This window comes from Gordonia sp. w5E2, from assembly GCF_036540975.1.
In the GTDB taxonomy this organism is placed as follows: domain Bacteria; phylum Actinomycetota; class Actinomycetes; order Mycobacteriales; family Mycobacteriaceae; genus Gordonia; species Gordonia jacobaea.
The window spans coordinates 4,469,832-4,490,909 of sequence record NZ_CP144213.1; the positions used below are offsets into that span (position 1 = coordinate 4,469,832).

At 66.7% G+C, this 21,078-nt stretch carries 22 protein-coding genes and 3 pseudogenes; 13 read left to right on the forward strand and 12 right to left on the reverse strand.

The window, feature by feature from the left end; all coding sequences use genetic code 11:
- Window positions 1-32: 32 nt before the first annotated feature.
- Complete coding sequence (locus RND64_RS20265; protein ID WP_331436291.1) at window positions 33-4,046, forward strand: transglycosylase family protein; 4,014 nt, start codon at window positions 33-35, stop codon at window positions 4,044-4,046.
- 1,040 nt (window positions 4,047-5,086) lie between these two features.
- Here RND64_RS20265 and RND64_RS20270 read toward each other — a convergent pair.
- On the reverse strand, window positions 5,087-5,299 hold the full coding sequence (locus RND64_RS20270) for a hypothetical protein (protein ID WP_005179525.1): 213 nt from the start codon (window positions 5,297-5,299) through the stop codon (window positions 5,087-5,089).
- A gap of 516 nt (window positions 5,300-5,815) precedes the next feature.
- A complete protein-coding gene (locus RND64_RS20275; RefSeq protein WP_005179521.1) occupies window positions 5,816-6,178 on the reverse strand; it encodes an Rv2640c family ArsR-like transcriptional regulator in 363 nt (120 codons plus the stop codon).
- Window positions 6,179-6,275: 97 nt separating this feature from the next.
- Here RND64_RS20275 and RND64_RS20280 point away from each other — a divergent pair, with 97 nt between their 5' ends.
- Complete coding sequence (locus tag RND64_RS20280) at window positions 6,276-6,761, forward strand: ArsI/CadI family heavy metal resistance metalloenzyme (RefSeq protein WP_005179519.1); 486 nt, start codon at window positions 6,276-6,278, stop codon at window positions 6,759-6,761.
- A 22-nt stretch (window positions 6,762-6,783) separates the two neighbouring features.
- On the opposite strand, the gene RND64_RS20285 is transcribed toward RND64_RS20280, so the two are convergent.
- Genes RND64_RS20285 through RND64_RS20305 form a run of 5 tightly spaced genes read right to left on the reverse strand, consistent with a single transcriptional unit; the run spans window position 6,784 to window position 9,796 of the window.
- Window positions 6,784-7,194 carry an arsenate-mycothiol transferase ArsC gene (locus RND64_RS20285; RefSeq protein ID WP_005179518.1) on the reverse strand — a complete coding sequence of 137 codons (411 nt, stop codon included), beginning with the start codon at window positions 7,192-7,194 and terminating at the stop codon, window positions 6,784-6,786.
- Window positions 7,191-7,616, reverse strand: coding sequence for an arsenate reductase ArsC (locus RND64_RS20290; RefSeq protein WP_012834432.1), 426 nt, complete (start codon window positions 7,614-7,616; stop codon window positions 7,191-7,193). The genes RND64_RS20285 and RND64_RS20290 overlap by 4 nt, the downstream gene beginning before the upstream one ends.
- 41 nt (window positions 7,617-7,657) lie before the next feature.
- Window positions 7,658-8,341: an arsenate reductase ArsC gene (locus tag RND64_RS20295; RefSeq protein ID WP_005179509.1), complete on the reverse strand. Its 684-nt coding sequence runs from the start codon at window positions 8,339-8,341 to the stop codon at window positions 7,658-7,660.
- Entirely contained in the window at window positions 8,334-9,437 is a 1,104-nt protein-coding gene (arsB, locus tag RND64_RS20300; RefSeq protein WP_005179505.1) for an ACR3 family arsenite efflux transporter, read from the reverse strand. Before arsB ends, RND64_RS20295 begins: the two co-directional genes overlap by 8 nt.
- Window positions 9,434-9,796 carry an ArsR/SmtB family transcription factor gene (locus RND64_RS20305; protein WP_005179499.1) on the reverse strand — a complete coding sequence of 121 codons (363 nt, stop codon included), beginning with the start codon at window positions 9,794-9,796 and terminating at the stop codon, window positions 9,434-9,436. The genes arsB and RND64_RS20305 overlap by 4 nt, the downstream gene beginning before the upstream one ends.
- 156 nt (window positions 9,797-9,952) lie before the next feature.
- Between RND64_RS20305 and RND64_RS20310 the strand changes: the two genes are divergently transcribed.
- Window positions 9,953-11,233: an integrase core domain-containing protein gene (locus RND64_RS20310; RefSeq protein WP_174299167.1), complete on the forward strand. Its 1,281-nt coding sequence runs from the start codon at window positions 9,953-9,955 to the stop codon at window positions 11,231-11,233.
- A gap of 224 nt (window positions 11,234-11,457) precedes the next feature.
- Here RND64_RS20310 and RND64_RS20315 read toward each other — a convergent pair whose 3' ends face one another.
- A complete protein-coding gene (locus RND64_RS20315; protein ID WP_227918563.1) occupies window positions 11,458-11,832 on the reverse strand; it encodes a hypothetical protein in 375 nt (124 codons plus the stop codon).
- Between the two features lie 4 nt (window positions 11,833-11,836).
- On the reverse strand, window positions 11,837-12,241 hold the full coding sequence (locus RND64_RS20320) for a DUF2637 domain-containing protein (RefSeq protein ID WP_227918562.1): 405 nt from the start codon (window positions 12,239-12,241) through the stop codon (window positions 11,837-11,839).
- 122 nt (window positions 12,242-12,363) lie between these two features.
- Between RND64_RS20320 and RND64_RS20325 the strand changes: the two genes are divergently transcribed.
- The 3 genes and pseudogenes from RND64_RS20325 to RND64_RS20335 form a co-directional block, all read left to right on the forward strand.
- A complete protein-coding gene (locus RND64_RS20325) occupies window positions 12,364-13,713 on the forward strand; it encodes a Mu transposase domain-containing protein (RefSeq protein WP_005180194.1) in 1,350 nt (449 codons plus the stop codon).
- Window positions 13,710-13,943, forward strand: a pseudogene (locus RND64_RS20330) (IS21-like element helper ATPase IstB); the annotation flags it as partial. The gene RND64_RS20325 and the pseudogene RND64_RS20330, both read left to right, overlap by 4 nt.
- Before the next feature lie 148 nt (window positions 13,944-14,091).
- Window positions 14,092-14,907: pseudogene (locus RND64_RS20335) on the forward strand (DUF4158 domain-containing protein); the annotation flags it as partial.
- Between the two features lie 57 nt (window positions 14,908-14,964).
- Here the strand turns inward: RND64_RS20335 and merB are convergent.
- The 3 genes and pseudogenes from merB to merA all read right to left on the reverse strand — a co-directional run.
- Window positions 14,965-15,540, reverse strand: a pseudogene (merB, locus tag RND64_RS20340) (organomercurial lyase); the annotation flags it as partial.
- Window positions 15,425-15,835, reverse strand: a complete 411-nt coding sequence (locus tag RND64_RS20345) for a MerR family transcriptional regulator (protein ID WP_235434484.1) — start codon at window positions 15,833-15,835, stop codon at window positions 15,425-15,427. The pseudogene merB and the gene RND64_RS20345, both read right to left, overlap by 116 nt.
- 34 nt (window positions 15,836-15,869) lie before the next feature.
- The gene (merA, locus tag RND64_RS20350; RefSeq protein ID WP_004018625.1) at window positions 15,870-17,306 is read right to left on the reverse strand and encodes a mercury(II) reductase; all 1,437 of its coding nucleotides are present in this window, start codon (window positions 17,304-17,306) and stop codon (window positions 15,870-15,872) included.
- Between the two features lie 122 nt (window positions 17,307-17,428).
- On the opposite strand from merA, the gene RND64_RS20355 reads away from it, so the two are divergent.
- The 7 genes from RND64_RS20355 (at window position 17,429) to RND64_RS20385 (ending at window position 21,063) form a co-directional block, all read left to right on the forward strand.
- The gene (locus RND64_RS20355; protein ID WP_004018626.1) at window positions 17,429-17,815 is read left to right on the forward strand and encodes an ArsR/SmtB family transcription factor; all 387 of its coding nucleotides are present in this window, start codon (window positions 17,429-17,431) and stop codon (window positions 17,813-17,815) included.
- Entirely contained in the window at window positions 17,812-18,135 is a 324-nt protein-coding gene (locus RND64_RS20360) for a hypothetical protein (RefSeq protein WP_005180211.1), read from the forward strand. The genes RND64_RS20355 and RND64_RS20360 overlap by 4 nt, the downstream gene beginning before the upstream one ends.
- An 86-nt stretch (window positions 18,136-18,221) precedes the next feature.
- Window positions 18,222-18,737 (forward strand): TlpA family protein disulfide reductase, encoded by a 516-nt coding sequence (locus tag RND64_RS20365; protein ID WP_005180213.1) that lies wholly within the window; start codon window positions 18,222-18,224, stop codon window positions 18,735-18,737.
- Window positions 18,737-19,075, forward strand: a complete 339-nt coding sequence (locus RND64_RS20370) for a hypothetical protein (protein ID WP_442903978.1) — start codon at window positions 18,737-18,739, stop codon at window positions 19,073-19,075. The genes RND64_RS20365 and RND64_RS20370 overlap by 1 nt, the downstream gene beginning before the upstream one ends.
- Window positions 19,045-19,536 carry a helix-turn-helix transcriptional regulator gene (locus RND64_RS20375; RefSeq protein ID WP_442903958.1) on the forward strand — a complete coding sequence of 164 codons (492 nt, stop codon included), beginning with the start codon at window positions 19,045-19,047 and terminating at the stop codon, window positions 19,534-19,536. Before RND64_RS20370 ends, RND64_RS20375 begins: the two co-directional genes overlap by 31 nt.
- 10 nt (window positions 19,537-19,546) lie before the next feature.
- Window positions 19,547-19,933: a VOC family protein gene (locus RND64_RS20380; protein ID WP_005180136.1), complete on the forward strand. Its 387-nt coding sequence runs from the start codon at window positions 19,547-19,549 to the stop codon at window positions 19,931-19,933.
- Between the two features lie 143 nt (window positions 19,934-20,076).
- Window positions 20,077-21,063 carry an IS481 family transposase gene (locus RND64_RS20385; protein WP_331436292.1) on the forward strand — a complete coding sequence of 329 codons (987 nt, stop codon included), beginning with the start codon at window positions 20,077-20,079 and terminating at the stop codon, window positions 21,061-21,063.
- Window positions 21,064-21,078: the final 15 nt, after the last annotated feature.

Here is a 21,078-nt window from a genome sequence, read left to right on the forward strand (position 1 = left end):
GGTCGCACGTCGTTAGTTAGGTGATCCCTCACATGGCGGGGAAGACATTCCAGGTCGGCCAGGGTGCCGTCGCTTTGGTGCCCGATGCGCGTGGTTTTCACACCAAGGCGCGCAACGATCTGCGCCGAGAGAAGTTGACCGCCGACGTTGACCTACGGGCCGATGTCGGCCGGTTCGCCCGCGACACCAAAACCGCGCTTGGTGCGCAGGACTTCCGGGTCAAAGTCGCGATTACGCCGGAGGTCACCGAGGCCGCGTGGACCAAGTTCGAGGTCGACGTGAACCGTCGTCTGCGCCGAATGGACCTGCGCGTGGAGGTCTCGCCGTCCATCAACGAGGCCGCGTACAGGGCCACGCAAGCACGCCTTCGCGATCTCGCCCAGAACCGAACCAGCACGATCACGACCCGACACCGCAACGTCGGCGGGAGTGGCGCCGAGAACTTCGGCCGCGCGTTCGCCGGTGTCGCCGGTGCAACCAACACAATCGCCGGGCTCACCGGCGCACTCGGCGCCGCATCCCTCGCCGCGGGGTCATTGGTGCCGCTGGTCGGTGCGCTCGCGGTCGGAATCGGTGCGGTGGGTGTCGCCGCCGGTGGCGCAGGCGCCGCCGGTATGGGTGCCCTTGCCATCGGGATCGGAACCGTCAAGACCGCGACCGCCGGAGTCGGCGACGCGCTCAAATCGGCGTTCGACCCCGCGGAGTTCGACAAGTTCGCCGAGGCAATGGCGAAGCTCTCACCGCAGGCTCAAACCGCAGTTCTCGCGATCAAAGACCTTGGCGCGCAGTACAAGACCATCGTTCAGCAACCGGTGCAAGATTCGTTCTTTGCCGGGCTCGCGCCGCAGATTCAGCAGTTGACGCAGTACCTCGCCCCGCTACGCGACGCCATGCTCACCGTCGCCGACGGGTTCAACGAGGGCATGGTGTCCGCGCTGGGATTCGTGAACTCGGCGCAGGGCGTCGCGCAGGTCGGCACCCTGCTCACCAACTCGGCGAACATGACCGCGAACTTCGGGTCGGCACTCGGCAACCTTGTGCCCGGTCTCGCCGCAGTCGGTGCCGGTGCCTCGCAGGTCTTCGGACCGATGACCGACGGGATCGCCGGAGCCGCACGGGAGTTGTCCAACTTCCTGATCGAGGCGCAGCAGTCGGGACAAATGCAGGCGTTTCTGACCGACGCCGTGTCGATCGCCAAGCAACTCGGTTCAGTGCTGGGCCAGGTCGGCGGGATCGTCGCCGGTATCTTCAGCGCCGCCGGTTCGGCGGGAACCAACCCGCTCGCGGGCATCCTGAACACGCTCACGCAGATACACACGTGGGTCGATTCGATGGCCGGACAGGACGCTTTGGGGTCGTTCTTCACCAGCGCACAGGCCGCTATGGCCGCGATTGTGCCCGTGTTGCTTCAGGTCGCCCAAGTCATCGGGACCGAGGTCGCCCCGGTCGTCTCGCAGATGATTCAGCAACTCGCACCGGTGCTACTCCCCGCGATTCAGGCCGTCGGCGAGGGCATCGCGCAGGCCGCGCCGCAGTTCGTCGGGCTCGCGCAGGTGCTCGGCGGTCTGGTCGTCACGCTCACCCCGCTTATCCCGAGCTTGGTGCAACTCGCCCCCGCGATCCTCGCCATCACCGGCGGGATCAAGGCGTGGTCGATCGCGCAAGGGTTGCTCAACATCGTCATGTCGGCGAACCCGATAGGCCTGATCGTCATCGCGATTGCCGCGCTGGTCGCCGGGATTGTGTGGGTCGCAACGCAAACGACGATCTTTCAGGACACGTGGAACACCGTGTGGAACGCGGTTAAGGCCGCGTGGGACTGGGTGTGGGGCGGGCTCAAAGCGGGGTTCGAGGCGTTCGTCGGGTTCTTCACCGACACCATCCCGAACGCGGTCGGCACCGGTGTGCAGTGGGTCAAGGACAAGTGGAACGACGCCGTCGGATTCTTTAAGGCTTTGCCGGGCAAGGTGTCTCAGGCATTGTCGGGGCTCTGGGACGGCGTCAAGTCCGGACTTGCAACCGCGCTCAACTGGGCCATCGACAAGCTCAATTCGTTCATCGGGTTGCTGAACAAGGTGCCCGGTGTCGACATCTCGCCGGTGCCGCACGTGTCGTTCGCGACCGGTGGCTACACCGGTGCCGGTGGCAAATACCAGGTCGCCGGTGTGGTGCATAAGGGTGAGTACGTCGTGCCGCAGGAAGGCGTCACGCCCGCTTCGATGCCCCTACTCGCCGCGCTGCGCGCGGGTTGGGTGCCGAGCGCGGAGTTCCTGCGCGGCATGTTCGGGGACATGCCCGGATATGCCGACGGCGGCGCAGTCGGCTACGGCTTGCCCGCGGGGTCGTCCGGCGGTTTCCCCGATTGGATCAAGCAACTCGGCGCAGCCCACGGGGTGACGCCGTCGACGTACTCCGGACACCAGGAAAGCGACCGGCAAGAGGCCGGATACGCGCCGAACCCGCAGCACCTCAATCGGGGGGTCGACTGGTCGGGACCGGCCGATAAGATGCACGCATTTGCCCAGTACATGATGGGTGTCGCCGCGAAGGACCCGGCCGTCGAGCAGGTCATCTTCCAAGACCCCTCGACGGGTCAGCGCTTCGGTTGGGCCGGTCGATCCGACGTGTCGAACACTGGCTACTACGACAGCGATTACCCCGGCCATCAGGATCACGTGCATACGCGGTTCAACGCCGCGCTTGGCGCCAACGCCGCAGCACCGACCGCCGACCCGACCGCAGGCGCCGCAGCCGCAGCGGCCGGTGCCGGGTCGACTTTCAACGGTAAGACCAGCGGCAAGCTCACGCCGGAGTTCGAGAAGGGCACGCCGTCGCTCGACGAGGCGATGAAGGACCCAAAGCTCACCAAGGTTTTCGTGGTGAACATGCCGTCGGCGTGGAACTTCACCGCCGACACCAGCGGCACGTCCGGCGGGTCGAGCGGGTCGCCGTCCGTGTCGTCGAGCCCCTCGATGTCGGCACCGAGCAGCGCACCGAAGGCCAGCAGCGTCGACACCATCGCCCTGAAGAAAAACCCCGACGGCACTTACTCGGCCACCGACCCGGAGTGGAACAAGCTCATCCAGCGGGAATCGGGTGGACGGGCCGATGTCGTCCAGGGGATCAGTGACGCCAACTCCGGCGGCAACGAGGCCTCGGGGCTTTTCCAGATCGCAAAGGGCACGTGGGCCGGATATGGAGGCACGAAGTACGCGCCGACGGCCGGGCAGGCCACCGCCGAGCAGCAGGCCGAGATCGCGGCTGCCATCTTCAACAAGTCCGGCGGGAGCCCGTGGGGTTCGGGTGCCGGTCAGAACTTCGGCCGCGAGGACGAAGCGAAGCTACGCGCCGGGATTCAGCGCAAGGGAGCGCCGTCGGCACCCGTGCCGGTCGAGGTCACCAACCCGGCACCCGCTGCGCCCACGACGCCCGTCGACACCACCCCGGCACCCACCGCACCGAGCACCACGCCGAGCACGCCGTCGAGCACGCCGAGCGCAGCGCCGACGACCTCGACGCCGCAGCAGCAGACACAGCAAGAGTCGATGCTGAGTCGGTGGATGAAGGATCAGTTCGCCGCGGTCGTCGGCACGCCCAAGACCGACGGTTCGGGCAACGCAGCGCAGTTGACCCCCGACCAGCAACTCGCCCTTGACACGGCTAAGTCGTTCGCGACTCACACACCGCTGGGCATTGGCGGGCCGCAGTTGTCGACGATCGGCAAGAAGGCACCGGCGGTCGCCGAGATCGGGGCCGGGATCGCCAAGGCAGCACCGGCCTACGCGGCCCTGCTCGCGGGTAACCCTGCGCCCCTGCTCGCGCAGTCCGGCGAAGCGCTAGCACAGTGGGGCGCCAAAACGGCTACCGACTTCGCGTCGTATCTGCCCGAGGCCGCGCCGGGGATGCTTGAGAGCCTGCTCTCGGGGGTTGCCGGGCCGCTAGTCGGAACCATCAACACCGGCGCGTCGACCGATCAGGTGATGAGCACAATGCAAGACCTTCAGAATCGCCAAGCGCGGCGAACGAAGTTGGGCAGGCGAGGATGACCAAGCGACCCGACCCGGACCGCAGCCCGCAAGCGTACGAGGCGCACATGCGCGACCTCGATCTCGACTCGCGGTTGCGTCGGCAAGACCAGCGATATTCGTTCAGCCGCTACTGTCCGCCGGACGACCAGAGCGAAGCTCGGAGGGGTCACTGAGACAAGTCGGAGGCCGGTGGGAAAACCCGTAACCCACCGGCCTTTGTCGGCTTGTCCGACTGGAAAGGGCACCACCGGCGAGATCGTCGCGAGTGGTGCCCTTGTCGGCGATCAGCAACGGACCGGGGAGGTCGTCAGAGACGCCGACACGCTCACGGTATGGCGCCGCGATCTTGGTTGTCCAAACTCGCGGTTGCTGCTCGCAGGCTGCTCGCAGCATTCGAGATACCGGACGATAGTTGTTGTTGGTTGTTCGTGACGGTTGAGTGAGTCAATCCGTTGTGGCACTTGTATATTCACCGTTCAACCGTCACCAACACGCTAGAATCGCTCACATATCGCGACCTGCGAAAACGTGTTTGCACGGATTCAAAACCCGTCCAGTGTCAGTTCGAGTCTGACCGGGGGCACCAGGGCCCTCGCAGGCAAGCGCACATCGCTCGCACCAAATTCTCCTGGGAAACCTATTGATCTCCGGCATGTGACGTGCTAAGTTTCACATCCCTCTTTCTATGAGGGCTTCCCTCCAACTCTGAGGGTCTGATTGTGGTCACAGGTCCAGGCGGAGCTATATCCGCACCCAGGGCCCACGTGGTTCAGCCACTCAGACCTTCGGAAGGGGGTGAAAATGGAAGCGATGGTCATCCTCGGGATCATCCAGATCCTCATCGCAACAGCCCATCTCGTTGTAGACATCCTCAGCTAGCCCCAGCGAGGGGGCCGGGCACTCGCCCGGCCCCTCGCCTCGCCTGGCGGCATCCTTCGTGGAAAGGCTTGCGTACCGACAAAACCCCGGGCTGCGAATCGCCCACCTGCACAACGCAACCACGATGGCCCTGTGGCAACCGACCCGCCGGGGAGGGCGGCAGCGCAGCGCCAGCGGAGTCAGCTCGTGGCTTCCCCGAGTCGTTCGACCTGTCCGCCAACCTCGTCGGCGTACGCCTGAGCCTCGGTCGCCTCATTGTCGGTGTAGACCCGGACGTCTGCCGGCCTACCGGCCGGCCGCACGATCAACGTCAGCTCCCCTATCGCGACGCGACCGCGTTTAGGTGCGACGCGATTGGTGGGCCCGGCCCCGGCATCGTTGTTCTCGGTCATCGCTCGGCGGCGTCCTGTCTCGGTTGCAGCGCCTCGGGCGGCACCCACATGGTGATCGTGGCCGAGGAGACGCGGTTGGCGCTCTCGACTGGCATCTGACATATCCCGCGCCAGAGGCCGTTTGAAGTTTGGAGCCACGCTAAGAGAAGCGCGTTCATGGTGGGTTCGATCCGGGCACCGGATGCGCGGACTCGCAGTGACACTCCCCCACCGGCGGCATACGAGCGTCCGCAGGACGGGTCAGCGATCGCCATGTCGATCAGCACGGGCCTCGGTGGGTCGACCACGCGTAGTGTTCGGGTGTCGGGCCAGTGGTCGAACATGCCATCAGTGTCATCTCGCAAGACATCGGTGACAGTTCTGCATCAGGCCATAGGTGACAGAGTGAGGGGTCTTGGTGGTGACACTTCTTCATTTGGTTTCCGCCACGCACCGCTATGTGCCTTGCGTTGCGTGGCGCGGTTGCCTATGAGGGGGGCCTGACGCAGGTGCTCAACTGACCGCGCCTGCGACGGTTCAGCAGCACCCCGTGATGGCGCTGAGAACGCTGCGCAGCGCTTCCAACGACTCTGGCCGGGCACGGTAGTAGACGTTCATCCCTCGTCGGTCAGGTGCGACCATGCCGGCCTTGCGGAGCTGCCCCAGGTGGTGGCTCGTGGTGGCCTCGGTGAGGCTGACCGCGGTCGCGAGGTCGCAGGTGCAGATCCCCTCACCGGTGTCAGTGAGCAGAATCGAGACGAGTTTGATCCGGACCGGATCGGCCAGCGCCTTGAGCCGCAGAGCGATTTCTAGGGCGGTGTCGTCATCGAGAGGGGCCGCCGACACGGGCGCACAGCAGATCGGGGCACTGATGTCGACCATCGGCAGGGCCTTCGGCATGACCCGACCATACCCTGGTACTTGACATATGTCGAAAAGGTGGCACCCTGCAGGTGTCAGTAGTTCGATATATGTCTCACAGGTGAAGGTGATGGTCATGTCCCGTATGCAGCTCGCGCTCAATGTCGATGATCTCGATACCGCGATCGAGTTCTACTCCAAGCTGTTCAACACCACCCCGGCCAAGCGCAAGCCGGGATACGCCAACTTCGCGATCGTCGAGCCGCCACTGAAGCTGGTGCTGCTGGAGAATCCCGGCCAGGGCGGCACGATCAACCATCTCGGCGTCGAGGTCGAGTCGAGCGAGAAGGTGCACGCCGAGATCGCCCGGTTGTCCGGGGAGGGTCTGTTCACCCAGGAGGAGATCAACTCCACCTGTTGTTTCGCGACGCAGGACAAGGTGTGGGTGACCGGGCCGGCGAAGGAGAAGTGGGAGGTCTACACCGTGCTGGCTGACTCCGAGACGTTCGGGACCAGCCCGAAACTGTTGGAACAGAACGCCACCGAGGACGCCGAGCAGGGTTCGGTGTGCTGCGGCGGCAACGCCGCAGACCAGGCCGAGGCGCGCACAGCCTGCTGCTGACAGCCTCGGTTCGCGTTCTCGCCTACCGCGCGATGCGGTCGGCGAGGGCGCGGATCCGGTTGGTGATGTCGTCGCGGATCAGCCGCATTCGTTCGATACCGTCGATGCCCCGTCCGGAGGGTTCGTCGGTGTCCCACACTTCGAGGGCGACGCCGTCGGGTGGGGTGACCTCGGCGGTGCCGACCACCACGACCAGGTCCACGGCTTGCATCAGTTCATCGGTGAGTTGCCGCGGCTGATGTCCGACGACGTCGGCGCCGACTTCGGCGAGTACCTGGGCGGACAGTTCGTTGACCTGGCCGCCGATTTTCGCGTTGGTGCCGGCTGAGGATGGGGTGATCCGGTCGGTGACTGTCGGTGTGAGGTGTTCGGCCATCACCGATTTGCCGCGGTTGGACACGCACACGAACAACACCTGCGGTGGTGTGCTCATTGGCCGACCTGCTGGTCGGCGGGTACCAGTTCGTCGAGGAGGTTCGCGACGAGTCCGCGGATCTGATCGCGGATGGGGCGGACCGCGTCGATGCCTTGGCCGGCTGGGTCGTCGAGAGCCCAGTCCCGGTAGCTGACGCCGGGGAACACCGGGCACGCATCGCCACAGCCCATGGTGATCACGACGTCGGAGGATTCGACGGTGTCGGGGGTGAGGATCTTCGGTGACTGTGCGGAGATGTCGATACCGACTTCAGCCATCGCCTCGACCGCGGCCGGGTTGATGGAGTCGGCGGGAGCAGATCCGGCGGAGCGGACCTCGACGCTGCCCTGGCTCAAGGCGGTGAGGAAACCGGCGGCCATCTGCGAGCGGCCAGCGTTGTGGACACACACAAATAGCACCCTAGGTCGAGATGTAGACATGAGACACAAGCCCTTTCAGCTGTGAAGGAACATCAGATACGTCACACACGTTCGGTGGTGAGTTCGGTGAGAAGACCACGAACTCGGGCGTCAAGATCGTCGCGGATCGCGCGAACCTCGTCGAGGGGACGGCCCTGGGGGTCCGCGACCGTCCAGTCCAGATAGCGTTTGCCGGGATAGATCGGACACGCGTCGCCGCAACCCATGGCTACGACCACGTCGGCGGCGGCGACTACATCGTCGGTGAGCGGTTTGGGGTACTGCGTGCCCATGTCGACGCCGATCTCGGTCATTGCTTCGACGACGGTCGGGTTGATCGAGTGCGCGGGGGCTGACCCGGCGGAGCGCACGTGTACCCGCCCGGCGGCGTGGTGGGTCAACAATCCGGCGGCCATCTGTGAGCGGCCGGCGTTCTGGACGCAGACGAACAGAACTTCGGGCACATCCTTGGGCACCGATCCATCGGACTGGGCCAGGGCGCGTAACCGATCAGCCGCGAACCTGCCCGCCAAGGTCGTCAGGTGCGCATGCACCCGGGAGGTGCGCCGTAAGGCGGTGTAGGACTCGAACACACAGCGTTCCACCGTCTGGCGAGACACCACCCCCTCATACTTGGCGGCCAGGTCAGCGGCGGTACGGGCGAGCACGGCATGGGGCATCAACAGTTCGGGCTGCGCGCGGTGTTCACTGCGACTTAGCTGCTCGTCCAACAGATCCTCAGGCATCGCGAGCCGGCTCCTTCGACACATCCGGGCTGGAGGCAGTGGTTGGGGTGGTGAAGCGTTTCCGCAGTGCCAGGGACACGTACACGAGGGCGACGAGGACGGGGACCTCGATGAGTGGTCCGATGACTCCGGCCAGGGCCTGGCCGGATGTTGCACCGTAGGTGGCGATCGCGACGGCGATGGCGAGCTCGAAGTTGTTGCCCGCGGCGGTGAACGCCAGCGTGGTGGTTCGCGCATACCCCAGCCCCATCGCGGCCCCGAGCACGAACCCACCGCCCCACATCACCGCGAAGTAGATCAGCAGCGGCAGAGCGATCCGCACGACGTCCCACGGCTGCGACGTGATCTGCTCACCTTGCAACGCGAACAGGATGACGATGGTGAACAGCAACCCGTAAAGGGCCCACGGCCCGAGACGCGGCAGGAACGAGGACTCGTACCAGTCGCGGCCTTTGGTTCGCTCGCCGATGCGGCGGGTGAGGAAGCCTGCGACCAGGGGTATACCGAGGAAGATCAGCACCGACTTCGCGATCTGCCACGGCGAGGTGTCGATGGTGGTCTGCTCCAGGCCCAGCCATCCGGGCAACACCGAGAGGTAGAACCAACCCAGCACGGCGAACATGACCACCTGGAACACCGAGTTCAGTGCGACGAGAACAGCAGCGGCTTCGCGGTCGCCGCACGCCAGGTCGTTCCAGATGATGACCATCGCGATGCATCGGGCCAGGCCGACGATGATCAGTCCGGTCCGGTACTCCGGCAGATCCGGGAGCAGGAGCCAGGCCAGCGCGAACATCAACGCCGGTCCGATGATCCAGTTCAACGCCAACGACCCGAGTAGCAGGCGACGATCACCGGTGACCGAGTCGAGTCGGTCGTAGCGCACCTTGGCCAGCACCGGATACATCATGATCAGCAATCCGAGGGCGATCGGCAGCGAGATGCCGTCGAGCTCGACCGCCGCCAAAGTGTCACCCAGGCCGGGGACGACTCGACCGAGCAGCAGTCCGGCGACCATCGCGGCGCCGATCCACACCGGCAGAAACCGGTCCAGCGTCGACAACTTGCCCGCGACCGCGGTGTCGGTGGCGGTCACTGGTCGGCCTCACACGACCGCGTTTCCCCCACGACCGTGGCGAGATCGCCCAGCAGGCCCGACAGTTGTTGCAGCGCTTCGGTGTTCACCCGGTAGTACACCCAGGTCGCGCGGCGCTCGCTGGTCACCAGACCCGCCTGGCGCAGCACCTTCAGATGGTGCGAGATCGTCGGCTGCGACAGCTCGAACGGCCCGGAGATGTCGCACACGCACGCCTCGCCGCCCGGATGCGCAGCGACCTCCGACAGCAACCGCAGTCGAACCGGATCAGCGAGTGCCTTCAACAGTGGGGTGACAGCCTCGGTCTCGTCGCTACTGAGGCCGCGGCCGGGTGGCAGCAGGAGATTCTTATTCGACACGCGTCAATATTGACACACGTCGATGCAGGCGACAAGGTGGCCGACCTGGAAGCAGGCTTGCGCTTTCGCGTTGGTGTCCACGACAAGCAACCGGTTGGGCTCCGATCGAACCGCCATCCTCGGGTCAGCTCACGTGCCGCATTCAACGCTCAGACGGTGGCTGTTAATGAACCTATCGACCCTGTCGTCCGGCTAGCTATCTCGCAGTGGCCTGATGATGCACCCCGCGGAGCGGTCTCAACATTCTGCGTCGAACACGGAATTTCTCGAAAGTCGTTCTACGAGCTGCGTAAACGCGCCAAAGTCGAGGGGCCCGCGGCAGCCCTCGAACCGCGGACCCGCCGCCCAAAGTCGAGCCCGTCAGCGCTCAGTGACGAGGTCAAGTCACAAGCGGTGGCGGTGCGCGCCGCCTTGGAAAGGTCGGGTCTGGACCACGGACCGATCAGCGTGCACGACAAGATGCGGTCGATGGGCATGGCACAGGTCCCCTCGACAGCATCGCTGGCCCGCATCTTCCGCGATGCCGGAGTAGCCCGGCGTGAACCGAAAAAGAAGCCCCGCTCGGCGTGGCGGCGGTTCGTCTATCCCGCACCGAATGCGTGCTGGCAACTCGACGGCACCGAATACGTTCTGACCGGCGGACGTACGTGCGTCATCCTGCAACTGATCGACGATCACTCTCGCTACGCCGTGGGCTCCCACGTGGCCGCCGGTGAGACCTCCGACGCCGCGATCGCGGTGTTCGACAAGGCGGTGACCGCTCACGGCGTGCCCCAGCGACTCCTCACCGACAACGGGCCCGCTTTCAACCCCTCACGCCGCGGCCGCATCGGTCAACTCGTCGAACACGCCCACGCGCTCGGAGTCGAAACAATCACCGGCAAGCCCTACAAGCCCACCACGCAGGGCAAGAACGAACGCTTCCACCAGACACTGTTCCGCTACCTGGACAAACAGCCACTTGCCGACACCCTGGCCGAGTTGCAGGCCCAGGTCGACGCGTTCGACCACATCTACAACACCGAGCGGCCTCACCAAGGACTGCCCGGGCGGGTCACACCGTTGACCGCCTGGCAGGCAACACCGAAAGCCGACGCGCCACACCCCAAATTCGGTCGGCCGTTGCTCGATCCGCCGACACCACGCCCTCGGCCCGCACAGCGGCAACCCACCGACCTACCCGACGGCGTCCTGGCCAGAACTGTCAGCACCTCCGGCACCATCAGCGTGGACGCAGTCACCTACATGGTCGATGTGGACCACGCCTTCGACCAGGTCCTCGTTGTCACCGACGACAACACAATCGTCATCGCCAACACCGAAGGCGAAGTCCTCGTCGAACACCCCCGACCCGCCCCAGGAATCACCTACGTCGGAAATCGACAACCCCGCGGCCCACGCCCCACCAAGAAGACCGCACCGTCACCGAAGTCCTGACACACCAAGTGTCACCAATGTCCAGATGCAGAAACGTCACCGATGTCCCGATACATCACACGAACATGCACAGAGTCTAACCCCGGTTCTCGAATGGGTGTTCGATGCATGTGTAGTCTGTTCGGGTAGGTGGGGGTGTGCCTGGAACGGGAAGTCTGGGACCACACGCACCCCCGCCGACTCATGTATTCACGGCGTACTCACGAGACGATTGCCTGGCGTGCTCAGTGGGCGTGGGCGAGTGCGGGCTGATCCGCTGTGTGCACACGCTCGCTGCGCGGCGACGCGTCGGCGGTGCACTCGGCCGCGAGGTCGCGCCAACGGCCGATCGTGGTTCTGTGCACGCCGGTGAGGTCGGCGGTCTGCTCGCGGTGGACTCGGAGTCGTTCGGCGACGAGTACGCGCGCGACCACACGGTCGTCGTTGCGACCTCGGCTGCACACGAGTCGGGCCAGGTCGAGGTCGGAGTCGGTGATCTGTGCGTCGAGGTCCGTGAGGCTCAGTGGCGAGGTGTCTGCGTCGTCCTGTGCATTGTTGTGTTGCGGGTGCGGCTCTGTCGGTGCGCTGACCTGCGGGTGTGCATGGGGTGCACTGTCCACAGGGTCATGCTCGACGTCCGGCGTCCGGTTGTGCGCGGTTACTCCCCCGCCGGCCCAGACGTGCATGACCAGGCCGTGGATGCTTGCCAGCAGGGCCAGGGGCGCCACGATGGCGATGGCCACGGCCATCAGGCCGTGCATGACCCCTGGTCGCTGGCCAGGAATGCGTGGCCGGCATTGCCGGCGACACTGACTGTGCTGGAGATCGCCAGCATCGCGAAGTGGTATCGCTTGCCGGCGTCGTCGCGGCGTAGACGCACCAGGTGGCTTGCAGAATGAAGACGTCGATCACGACGGGTAGGAGCCAGGTCAGGCGGTCCGGGATGGCCCCGGACATGCGGGCGAGGTCGCTCAGTGCTGTGAAGCTCAGGGTGAATGAGGCCGCAACGACGATGATGACGGCGCTCATCGAAATTCCCCAGTGATGCTCATCTGAATTCCCCACCCGTGTGGCACCGCCAGAGTAGGCGGGCCTCCCGTGATGCTGATGGTCTCTGACCACTCACCAACTATCTCGGGAGGCCCGCTTTCATGTTGACACGGGAGAACGATGTGGAAGTACATGCACTACACAAACGGGGGTGGACGATCTCGGCGATCGCCCGCCACACCGGGCACGACAGGAAAACCATTCGCGCCTACCTCAAGGGTGAGCGCAGCCCGGGCGAGCGTAAGAAGTCGGCGGCGGATCCGTTCGAGCCGTTCCTGGCCTACGTCACCGCGCGTCTGGTTGAGGACCCACATCTGTGGTCACGGACGTTGTGCGACGAACTCGAGGACCTCGGCTACACCCAGTCCTATCCGACATTGACCCGCCAGATCCGGCAACGTGGCCTGCGTCCGACATGTGAGGCGTGCGCCCTGGTGACGGAGCGGGCGAACGCGGTCGTCGAGCATCCGCCGGGTGAGGAGACGCAATGGGATTGGGTGGAGTTACCGAACCCGCCGGACGAATGGGGTTGGGGTTCAACAGCATTCCTGCTTGTCGGGTCGTTGGCGCATTCCGGCAAATGGCGGGGCTACCTGGCGCCGGATATGACTCGCCCGCAGGTGATCGCCGGGATCGACCGCATCACCCGCCGACTCGGCGGGGTCACCAAGTCGTGGCGATTTGACCGGATGGCGACGGTTTGCCACCCGTCGACCGGCGCGTTGACCGCCGAGTTCGCTGACGTGGCCAAGTATTACGGGGTCTCGGTCGATGTGTGCCCACCTCGCAGAGGCAATCGCAAGGGTGTGGTGGAGAAGTCCAATCACACTGCTGCACAACGCTGGTGGCGCACCCTTCCCGACGAGACGACACCCGAACAAGCGCAAACCAGCTGCGACACCTTCTGCCGCACCCGCTCGGATGCACGGATGCGCCCGACCTCTGATGGTCGGGCGAGTGTGATCATGGTGGCCGCTCGCGAACCGCTCAGCGCCCCACCAGCGGCTCCGTATCCGGCCACGCTCACCGAGATGCGCACGGTATCGCGCCAGGCGCTGGTGGCGTGGCGCGGCAACCAGTACTCGGTGCCGCCGGAGGTGGCGATGAGTGAAGTCACCGTGAGCGAGCGGCTCGGGGACGGACACATCGACATCGCCACCGATTCGGGCATCGTGATCGCGCGGCACCGCCTCGCCACGCCCGGGTCGGGCGCCCAAGTGCGTGATCACGGGCATGTCGTCGCGCTGGAGACCCTGGCCAAAGCCGGCGCCTCCAGCAGCCGTCGGCCGCATCGCCGCAAAGAACGTATCCCACCCGGCCAGGCCGCCCGAGACGCCGCAAACACACTGCGCCACAACACAACCAACACCGACGATACCGGCCCGCAGGCATCGATCATCGACATGAGCGTGTACGAACGCGCCGCACAGAACAGGACCCACCTCCCATGACCACCAACACCAACACCGACACCGACACCGACAATGCTGGGCTGGACTCTTCGAATAGTGTTGGGCCACAGTCACAATCAGCGATCTCGGTCTACCAGCAACTACGCGGACATCTCGCCGTCCTCAAACTCGACGCCGCAGCCGAAGCCCTGCCCCAAGTCTTGGCGGCCGCCAGCGAGCACGAGTGGTCGATGACCCAGACTCTCGAGCACCTGCTGGGCATCGAGGTCGGGGTCCCGGTAGTAATGGCGCAAAAAACAACGAAGTTCGCGTAGTGCCTGGTCAGCGGCGATTTCTCGGTTCGGGCTGCGGGCCGGGGTGGTTGGTGCTTGGCTTGTCTGCCGATGAGGTTGGTCGGCGTGTTGGAGGCTGGGGTTCGTGGCGACGCGGGTATTCGCGGACGAGGAGTTGCAGCGCCTGCGGGAGTTCCCGGAGATCAGTCGTGAGGAGTTGTTCCGGTACTTCACGCTGACCCCGGCGGATCTGGCGTTTGTTGCTCCGCAGGGCAGGGGCCCTGCGGTCCGTCTGGGCCTGGCGGTGGCGTTGTGCACCTTGCCGTGGCTGGGGTTCGTGCCGGACAAGGTGCCGTCGGCGCCGCCGGTGGCGGTGGCCCGGCTGGCGGATCAGCTGAATATCGATGCAGCGCAGCTTCGTTCGTATGGCAAGCGGGCGCAGACGCGGACCGAGCATGTGCGGCTGGTGGCCCAGTATCTGGGGTGGCGGCCTGCCGGGGCGATGGAGTTGAAGGAGCTGGATGAGTTTCTGCTGGCGCGGGCGATGGAGCACGATTCGCCGACGCTGTTGTTCCGGCTGGCGTGTGAGTACCTGATCTCGGCGCGGGTGATCCGGCCGGGCCCGGAAACGGTGGTCCGCCGGGTCGCGCACGCTCGCACGCGGGCGCAGCGGGAGACCTACGACCGGTTGGCGCGCGAGTTCACGCCGCAGCGGTGTAAGGAACTGGATGCGTTGCTGGTCGTCGACCCGTCGATCGAGATGTCGCGGTTGCGGTGGTTGTCGACCGGCCCGGTGGAGGCGTCGGCGACCGCGGTGAAGGCCGAGGTCGAGAAGCTGGTGTTCCTGCGCAACCTGGGCGCGGATGAGCTGGACATGTCGGTGCTGCCGGCGGAGCGGCGGCGGTTCCTGGCGACGGTGGGCCGCCGCTTGACGGGCCAAGCCCTCGAACGCCGGGATCCGGTCGGGGTCGACGAAGGCCACCATCGCAGTGGCCGGTTCCAGGTCGCTGACCCCGGTGACGGGGTCGATGGTCAGGCGCACGGTGGTGCCCGTGATCGGGCAGTCGGATTCGATGCAGGCGGGTGCGCCGATGACGGCGGGGAAGATGAGGGTGTCGGGGGCACACCAGGTGTAGAGCTGGTGGCCACCGACGCTGAACCGGTGCGGGGTCGGGTTGAGGGTCAGGCCCCAGCCGACGATCCGGCCGGCCTCGTCGTATTCGACGTCGGCGCCGATCGGCGTCTGCGCGGGGTCGAGGTCGGGCACTCCCGCGGCGGCGGCGAGTTCGGTGACGGTGACCGGGGTGCCGTGGGCGAGCAGCCGCAGCGCGGCGCGCATCAGCGCCCGGTCCCGGCCGGCGGGCAGGATCTTGGCGAAAACGTCGGCAGTGAGGTTGTCGGTACTCATGGGATCGGACTCCTCGAGGGCGATCGGACAGTGACGGTGCCGACGGTAGGGTCTGTCCCCGGGGTGAGGGTCAAGCCCGTAGCTCGCATCCGCACGGGTCACCGGCCCAGCACAGGTCGTCGGTGGCCAGATGCGCACGGTGTGCGGTTTCGAAGGCGTCGATGCGGTCGAGGATCTGCTCGGCATCGGCGATGCGCTGGCGCAGCCGCTGCCGCGACCGCTGCAGCAGCTCGGCGAGATGGGCGCCGACCGAACGGCCGTGGTCGTCACGGTCGGTGGAGGTGAGCTGGCAGATCTCGGCGATGGTGAGCCCGAGGCCGCGCAGCTCGCCGATGAACCGCACGCACCACTCCGCGTCGTCGGTGTAGAGGCGGTAGCTGGCCGGGCTGCGGCCCAGGGTGTAGATCAGGCCGAGGTCGGTGTACTCGCGCAGCGCCTTCACCGGCACCCCGGTGCGGGCCGAGAGGTCCCCGATCGTCATGTGTCCGTTCATCACTGCCTCCCGTCCGACGGCGTCAGCCTGCGCAGCAGGACAGTTTGGTGACGTCGGTGGTGAAAGTCTGCGCGGTCAGTTTCAGCGCTTCGGCCATGGTCAGGTACGGCGCCCAGGTGTGGGCGAGCCGGTCGACGGTCAGACCCGCGGTCATCGCATAGGTGGCGGCGGTGATCAGGTCCCCGGCGCCGTCGCTGAGGGCGTGCACGCCCATGATCCGGCCGGTGCCGGCTTCGGCGACGATCTTGACCAGGCCGCGGGTGTCCCGGTTGACCAGCGCCCGCGGCACGCTCGACAACCCCAGCACCCGGCACTGGCAGGCCAGCCCGGCCGCGGCGGCTTGCGCGTCGGTCAGTCCGACCGAGGCGATCGCGGGGCTGGTGAACGTCACGCGCGGCACCGTGGTGTAGTCCAGGACGCGATCGGCACCGGCCAGGGCGTTGTCGGCGACCAGGGTGCCCTGCGCGGCGGCCACGTACACGAACTGCGGATCCCCGGCCACGTCCCCGGCCGCCCAGATGCGCGGATTGCTGCTGCGCTGGCGGTCGTCGACCACGACCGCGCCCCGCTCGTCGACGGCGACGCCGACCGCATCCAGGCCCAGCCCGGCGGTGTTGGGGCGGCGGCCGGTGGCCATCAGCACCTGCTCGGCCCGCAGCTCGGTGCTGGCGCCGCCGCCGGTGCGCACGGTCACCACCTTGTGCCCGTCGTCGGCGAGGACCTTCTCGACGGTGGCGGTGGTGAGCACGTCGATGCGCTCGTGGGCGAAGACGGCCTCGAGCGCGGCCGAGATTTCCGGTTCCTCACCCGAGGTCAGCCGGCTACGCGCGATCACCGTGACCTTGCTGCCCAGGCGGGCGAACAGCTGGGCCTGCTCGAGCCCCACATAGCCCGCACCCACCACGATCAGCGACTCCGGCAGCTGCTGGAGGTCCATGGCGGTGGTCGAGGTCAGATACCCGGCCTCAACGAGGCCGTCGATCGGCGGAGCCCAGGGCGCGGCACCGGTGGCGATCAGATACTGGTCGGCCTCGATCACCCGTACACCGCCCTCGGCGCGCGCGACCCGCAGCACGGGTGCCTCGGCGCTGCCGTCGAACACCGCGGTGCCGGAGACGATCTCCCACCCGTAGTCGGCGGCCAGGTCGACATACTTCTCCGCCTGCAGCTGCCCGACCAGCGCGTCCTTGCCCGCGATCAGGGCGGGGAAATCCAGCGGCACCTCGGCGGGGGTGAGCCCGGGGAACCGGCCCGCCGCCTCGGCGGCGTGGCGGGCCTCGGCGGCGGCCAGCAGCGCCTTCGAGGGCACACACCCGACGTTCACGCACGTGCCCCCGACCGTCCCGCGCTCCACCATCACCACCCGTTTGCCGAGGTTGACCGCGGCGATGGCGGCGGCGAACGCCGCCGAGCCGGAACCGATGATCGCCAGATCGGCGCGGGAATCTGTCAAGGTCACGAGGGTGCCTCCTGGTCGGGCAACCGCTGAACCGACAACGGCTGCTATTCGTGTTGACGAATATCTACCGGAACCATATTATGCGCTTATCCGAATAGTTCAAGTCTCGTGGAGGCGATCCCATGGCCCGGTCCACCACCGCCACTGTCACCGTGCCCGGTGCCGAGTCGGCGTGTACGCATCTGGATACGACGGCGAAGTTTTTTCGCGCCCTGTCGGATCCGACCCGGCTCAAGCTCCTCGAATTCATCCTCGCCGGGGAGCGCACCTCCGCCGACTGCGTCGAACACGCCGGCATCTCGCAGCCCCGGGTGTCGGTACACCTGTCCTGCCTGGCCGACTGCGGGTATGTCCTCGCGCGCCGCGACGGGAAGAAACTGCGGTACTCCGTGGGTGATCCGCGGGTAGCTGACCTGGTGATGCTGGCGCGGTCGCTGGCGGCCGACAACTCCGCCGCGCTGGGCTGCTGCCCGCGCATCCCCGCCGCGGACGGTAGTGGGCGGCGATGAACACACCCGACAACAAGGCGATGAACACACCCGACAACGACTCGGGCGGGTTCGGTGGTCTGCTCGCAGTGGCCGGTGGCGTGCTGGTGATGGTCGCCTGCTGCGCCGGTCCCGCCCTGATCGCCGGCGGCGTGCTCGCCGGTCTCGGCGGTGTCTTGACCAGCCCGTGGCTGCTTGCCGCAGGCGTGCTGGTCGTGGCCGCCGCCGTCGGCTACACCCTGCGGCGCCGCGCCCGTAAGGCCACGGGGTGTTGTCCGCCCCGACCCGGATCCCCTCGGTCGGCTCCGGCCGACCGCGACCGGACGGAAACCCCGGCATGACCGTCTCGAACTCTGACACCCCGATGAGCGGTCGCGAGACCGCGCTGACACTCCCTCGCCCCCGCACGAAAGGCCACTGTCCTCGAATGGCCACTCTGCCACGCTTTCGCCGCCCCGCCCTCGCCGCCGCCGCGCTGGCGCTGTCCGCAGCCCTGGCCCTCACCGGGTGCACCTCGACCGACACGACGGCGCAGGATCCGGTGGCGCCGGTGCAGGTCGACACCGTCACCGGCACCTCCATCAGCGTGCCCGGTGACAAGCCGACCGCGTTGTTCTTCTTCTCCGTCGGCTGCGGCGAATGCGTGGGCGGCGCGAAATCGGTGGCGCAGGCGGCCGGACAACTCGGCGACAAGGCGTCGTTCGTGCTGGTCGACATGGATCCGGGTGAATCCGCGCAGACGGTGGCCGGGTTCCAGGACTTCACCGGCACCCAGGCGCTGCCCGCCGTGATCGACACCGGCGCCACCCTCACCACACGACTCTCGGTGGCGTCGCTCTCGACGCTGGTCGTGGTCGATCCGGCGGGCAAGGTCACCTACCGCGCCACCGACCCGTCCGCCGACCAGATCACCACCGCACTGCGCGACGCGGGAGCGGCGTGATGGGCGGACTGCTGGCGCTGGCGTTCACCGCCGGGATGCTCGCCCCGGTCAACCCGTGCGGATTCGCGCTGCTGCCCGCCTGGATCACCCACACCCTCGGCGACACCACCACCGACGCGTTCCCGGTCCGCATGGCGCGCGCCCTGCGCGCCGGGACCGCGCTCACCCTCGGATTCGCGGGCACCCTCGCCGCGGCGGGCCTGGCCGTCAGCGCCGGCGCCCGCGCGCTCATCGCCGCGGCCCCCCCGCCTCGGCCTGGCCGTCGGCGCGGCGCTGGCGGTGCTCGGGCTGGTCATGCTCACCGGCCGTGGCCTTGGCCGGCTCGATGGTTGATGTGAATGATCTCTCGTGGCCCAGGCACCTGCTCGACCAGCTGCGGCAGTCAATGTGGCCACGACGGTTCCACCTCTTGGCGGCATTCCTCACCAAGAGGCTCGAGCAGCATCCTCATGCACCGCGCGCAGACCTGGTCGAGGCACTCGCGCGGATCCATCGGACCCGAGGCACGATCCCCATCTCCGGCCTGGCTCAGGACGTTGGCCTGTCCAGACGGCGGCTCTCAAGCCTGTTCGACCTCGAGACCGGTCTCTCGCCCAAGCGGGTGGCGCGCATCGCTCGCTTCACCCATGCCAAAGACTTGGTCCAGCGTGGCGCCCAGCCCTCGGACGTCGCGGCGATGGCCGGCTACAGCGACCAACCGCACCTGTCCCGGGAATGGAAGTCGATGACTGGATGGACGCTGCGCCAGTCGAAGGACGATTTCCCATTGCTTCAAGACACCGACATGCTTCCGGCGTGAGGCTAGAGCCATGACGACACCACAGCTGTTCCACTGCCTGCGCTATACAAACGCCGATCGAGGCATCGACTTCCTCCAAGCCATCGGCTTCACCACCGCCATGATCGTGCGGGATCCTGATGACGCGACCTTGGTGGCCCATGCGCAACTTGCCTGGCGTGACAACGGGGGCATCATGCTCGGCTCTGTTCGGGACGATGACCCGCATTACGGGCCGGGGATCTGCAACCTGGTGGTCGCCAGTGATGAGGACGTGGACAGCCTCTTCGCCGCAGCCCTGGCACACGGCGCGACCACCGTCACGGAGCCCAACGACGCCCCCCACGGAGGGCGCAACGCATGTGTCGCTGACTTCGATGGCCACTGGTGGAACCTCGACTCCTACCCAGGAGCCTGAGCCGGGGAACACCCCTCGACACCGTCATGTGCCACGGCTCACGAGTTCGTGCACATCTCAATGAGCCCTGACCCACACAATCTCGCCGCCCGCGGCGGCAACTGGCCTTCCTGGGCGGCGCATGCCCCCAGGAAGGCCTCGTCATGTCCCACGCGAACGCCGCTCTCACCCCTCGCCACCGCCTGATCGTCGGCCGCTTGGTCGTCGATGACGGCTGGCCGATCAGCCAGGTCGCCGCCAGGTTCCAGGTCTCCTGGCCCACGGTGAAGCGCTGGGCCGACCGCTACCGCACCGGCGAGCCAATGCAGGACAGGTCATCCAGGCCGCATCACTCACCGAACAAGACCAACCAGCAGACTGCCAGGCGCTGCGTCCGTCTTCGCCTGCGACTACGGGAGGGGCCGGTGCAGTTGGCCAGCCGACTTGGGATAGCCCCGTCCACGGTCCACCGCATCCTTACAGACGTGCACTTGAACCGGCTGTCGCACGTCGACCGCGCCACGGGAGAACCGGTGCGCCGTTACGAGCACGATCACCCAGGTTCGATGCTGCACGTCGACGTGAAGAAGCTCGGCAACATTCCCGACGGCGGAGGATGGCGCTACGTCGGGCGGCGACAGGGCGACAAGAACCGGGCCGCTACACCCGACAAGCCGAAGAACAAGCACTACGACCCGTTGATGGGCATGGCTTCCGTCCATACCGTCATCGACGACCACTCCCGCGTCGCCTATGCCGAGATCCACGACGACGAAACCGCCCGCACTGCCACCGCCGTGCTGGTCCGAGCCGTCGAGTGGTTCAACGCCCGCGGCGTCACCGTCGAGCGGGTCCTGTCCGACAACGGCGGCGCGTACCGCTCACACCTGTGGCGCGACACCTGCGCCGAACTCGGTATCCGGCACAAGCGCACCCGGCCCTACAGGCCGCAGACCAACGGGAAAATCGAGCGCTTCCTCCGCACCCTGGCCGACGGATGGGCTTACGCCCGCTGCTACACCTCCGAAGCCGAACGACGGGGCGAGCTGGACGACTGGCTGCACTACTACAACCATCACCGGCCGCACACGGCCTGCGGGAACCTCCCGCCCTTCTCGCGATTGATCAACGTCTCCGGGCAGTACAGCTAGTGCTCGACTGGAACC

Bases quoted from the DNA above. Each gene is read 5' to 3' on its own strand.
- RND64_RS20265 (WP_331436291.1), top strand. From the start codon at position 33: ATGGCGGGGAAGACATTCCAGGTCGGCCAGGGTGCCGTCGCTTTGGTG.
- RND64_RS20270 (WP_005179525.1), bottom strand. From the start codon at position 5,299: ATGACCGAGAACAACGATGCCGGGGCCGGGCCCACCAATCGCGTCGCA.
- RND64_RS20275 (WP_005179521.1), bottom strand. From the start codon at position 6,178: ATGCCGAAGGCCCTGCCGATGGTCGACATCAGTGCCCCGATCTGCTGT.
- RND64_RS20280 (WP_005179519.1), top strand. From the start codon at position 6,276: ATGTCCCGTATGCAGCTCGCGCTCAATGTCGATGATCTCGATACCGCG.
- RND64_RS20285 (WP_005179518.1), bottom strand. From the start codon at position 7,194: ATGAGCACACCACCGCAGGTGTTGTTCGTGTGCGTGTCCAACCGCGGC.
- RND64_RS20290 (WP_012834432.1), bottom strand. From the start codon at position 7,616: ATGTCTACATCTCGACCTAGGGTGCTATTTGTGTGTGTCCACAACGCT.
- RND64_RS20295 (WP_005179509.1), bottom strand. From the start codon at position 8,341: ATGCCTGAGGATCTGTTGGACGAGCAGCTAAGTCGCAGTGAACACCGC.
- RND64_RS20320 (WP_227918562.1), bottom strand. From the start codon at position 12,241: ATGAGCGCCGTCATCATCGTCGTTGCGGCCTCATTCACCCTGAGCTTC.
- RND64_RS20325 (WP_005180194.1), top strand. From the start codon at position 12,364: ATGTTGACACGGGAGAACGATGTGGAAGTACATGCACTACACAAACGG.
- RND64_RS20345 (WP_235434484.1), bottom strand. From the start codon at position 15,835: ATGACGATCGGGGACCTCTCGGCCCGCACCGGGGTGCCGGTGAAGGCG.
- RND64_RS20355 (WP_004018626.1), top strand. From the start codon at position 17,429: ATGGCCCGGTCCACCACCGCCACTGTCACCGTGCCCGGTGCCGAGTCG.
- RND64_RS20360 (WP_005180211.1), top strand. From the start codon at position 17,812: ATGAACACACCCGACAACAAGGCGATGAACACACCCGACAACGACTCG.
- RND64_RS20365 (WP_005180213.1), top strand. From the start codon at position 18,222: ATGGCCACTCTGCCACGCTTTCGCCGCCCCGCCCTCGCCGCCGCCGCG.
- RND64_RS20370 (WP_442903978.1), top strand. From the start codon at position 18,737: ATGGGCGGACTGCTGGCGCTGGCGTTCACCGCCGGGATGCTCGCCCCG.
- RND64_RS20380 (WP_005180136.1), top strand. From the start codon at position 19,547: ATGACGACACCACAGCTGTTCCACTGCCTGCGCTATACAAACGCCGAT.
- RND64_RS20385 (WP_331436292.1), top strand. From the start codon at position 20,077: ATGTCCCACGCGAACGCCGCTCTCACCCCTCGCCACCGCCTGATCGTC.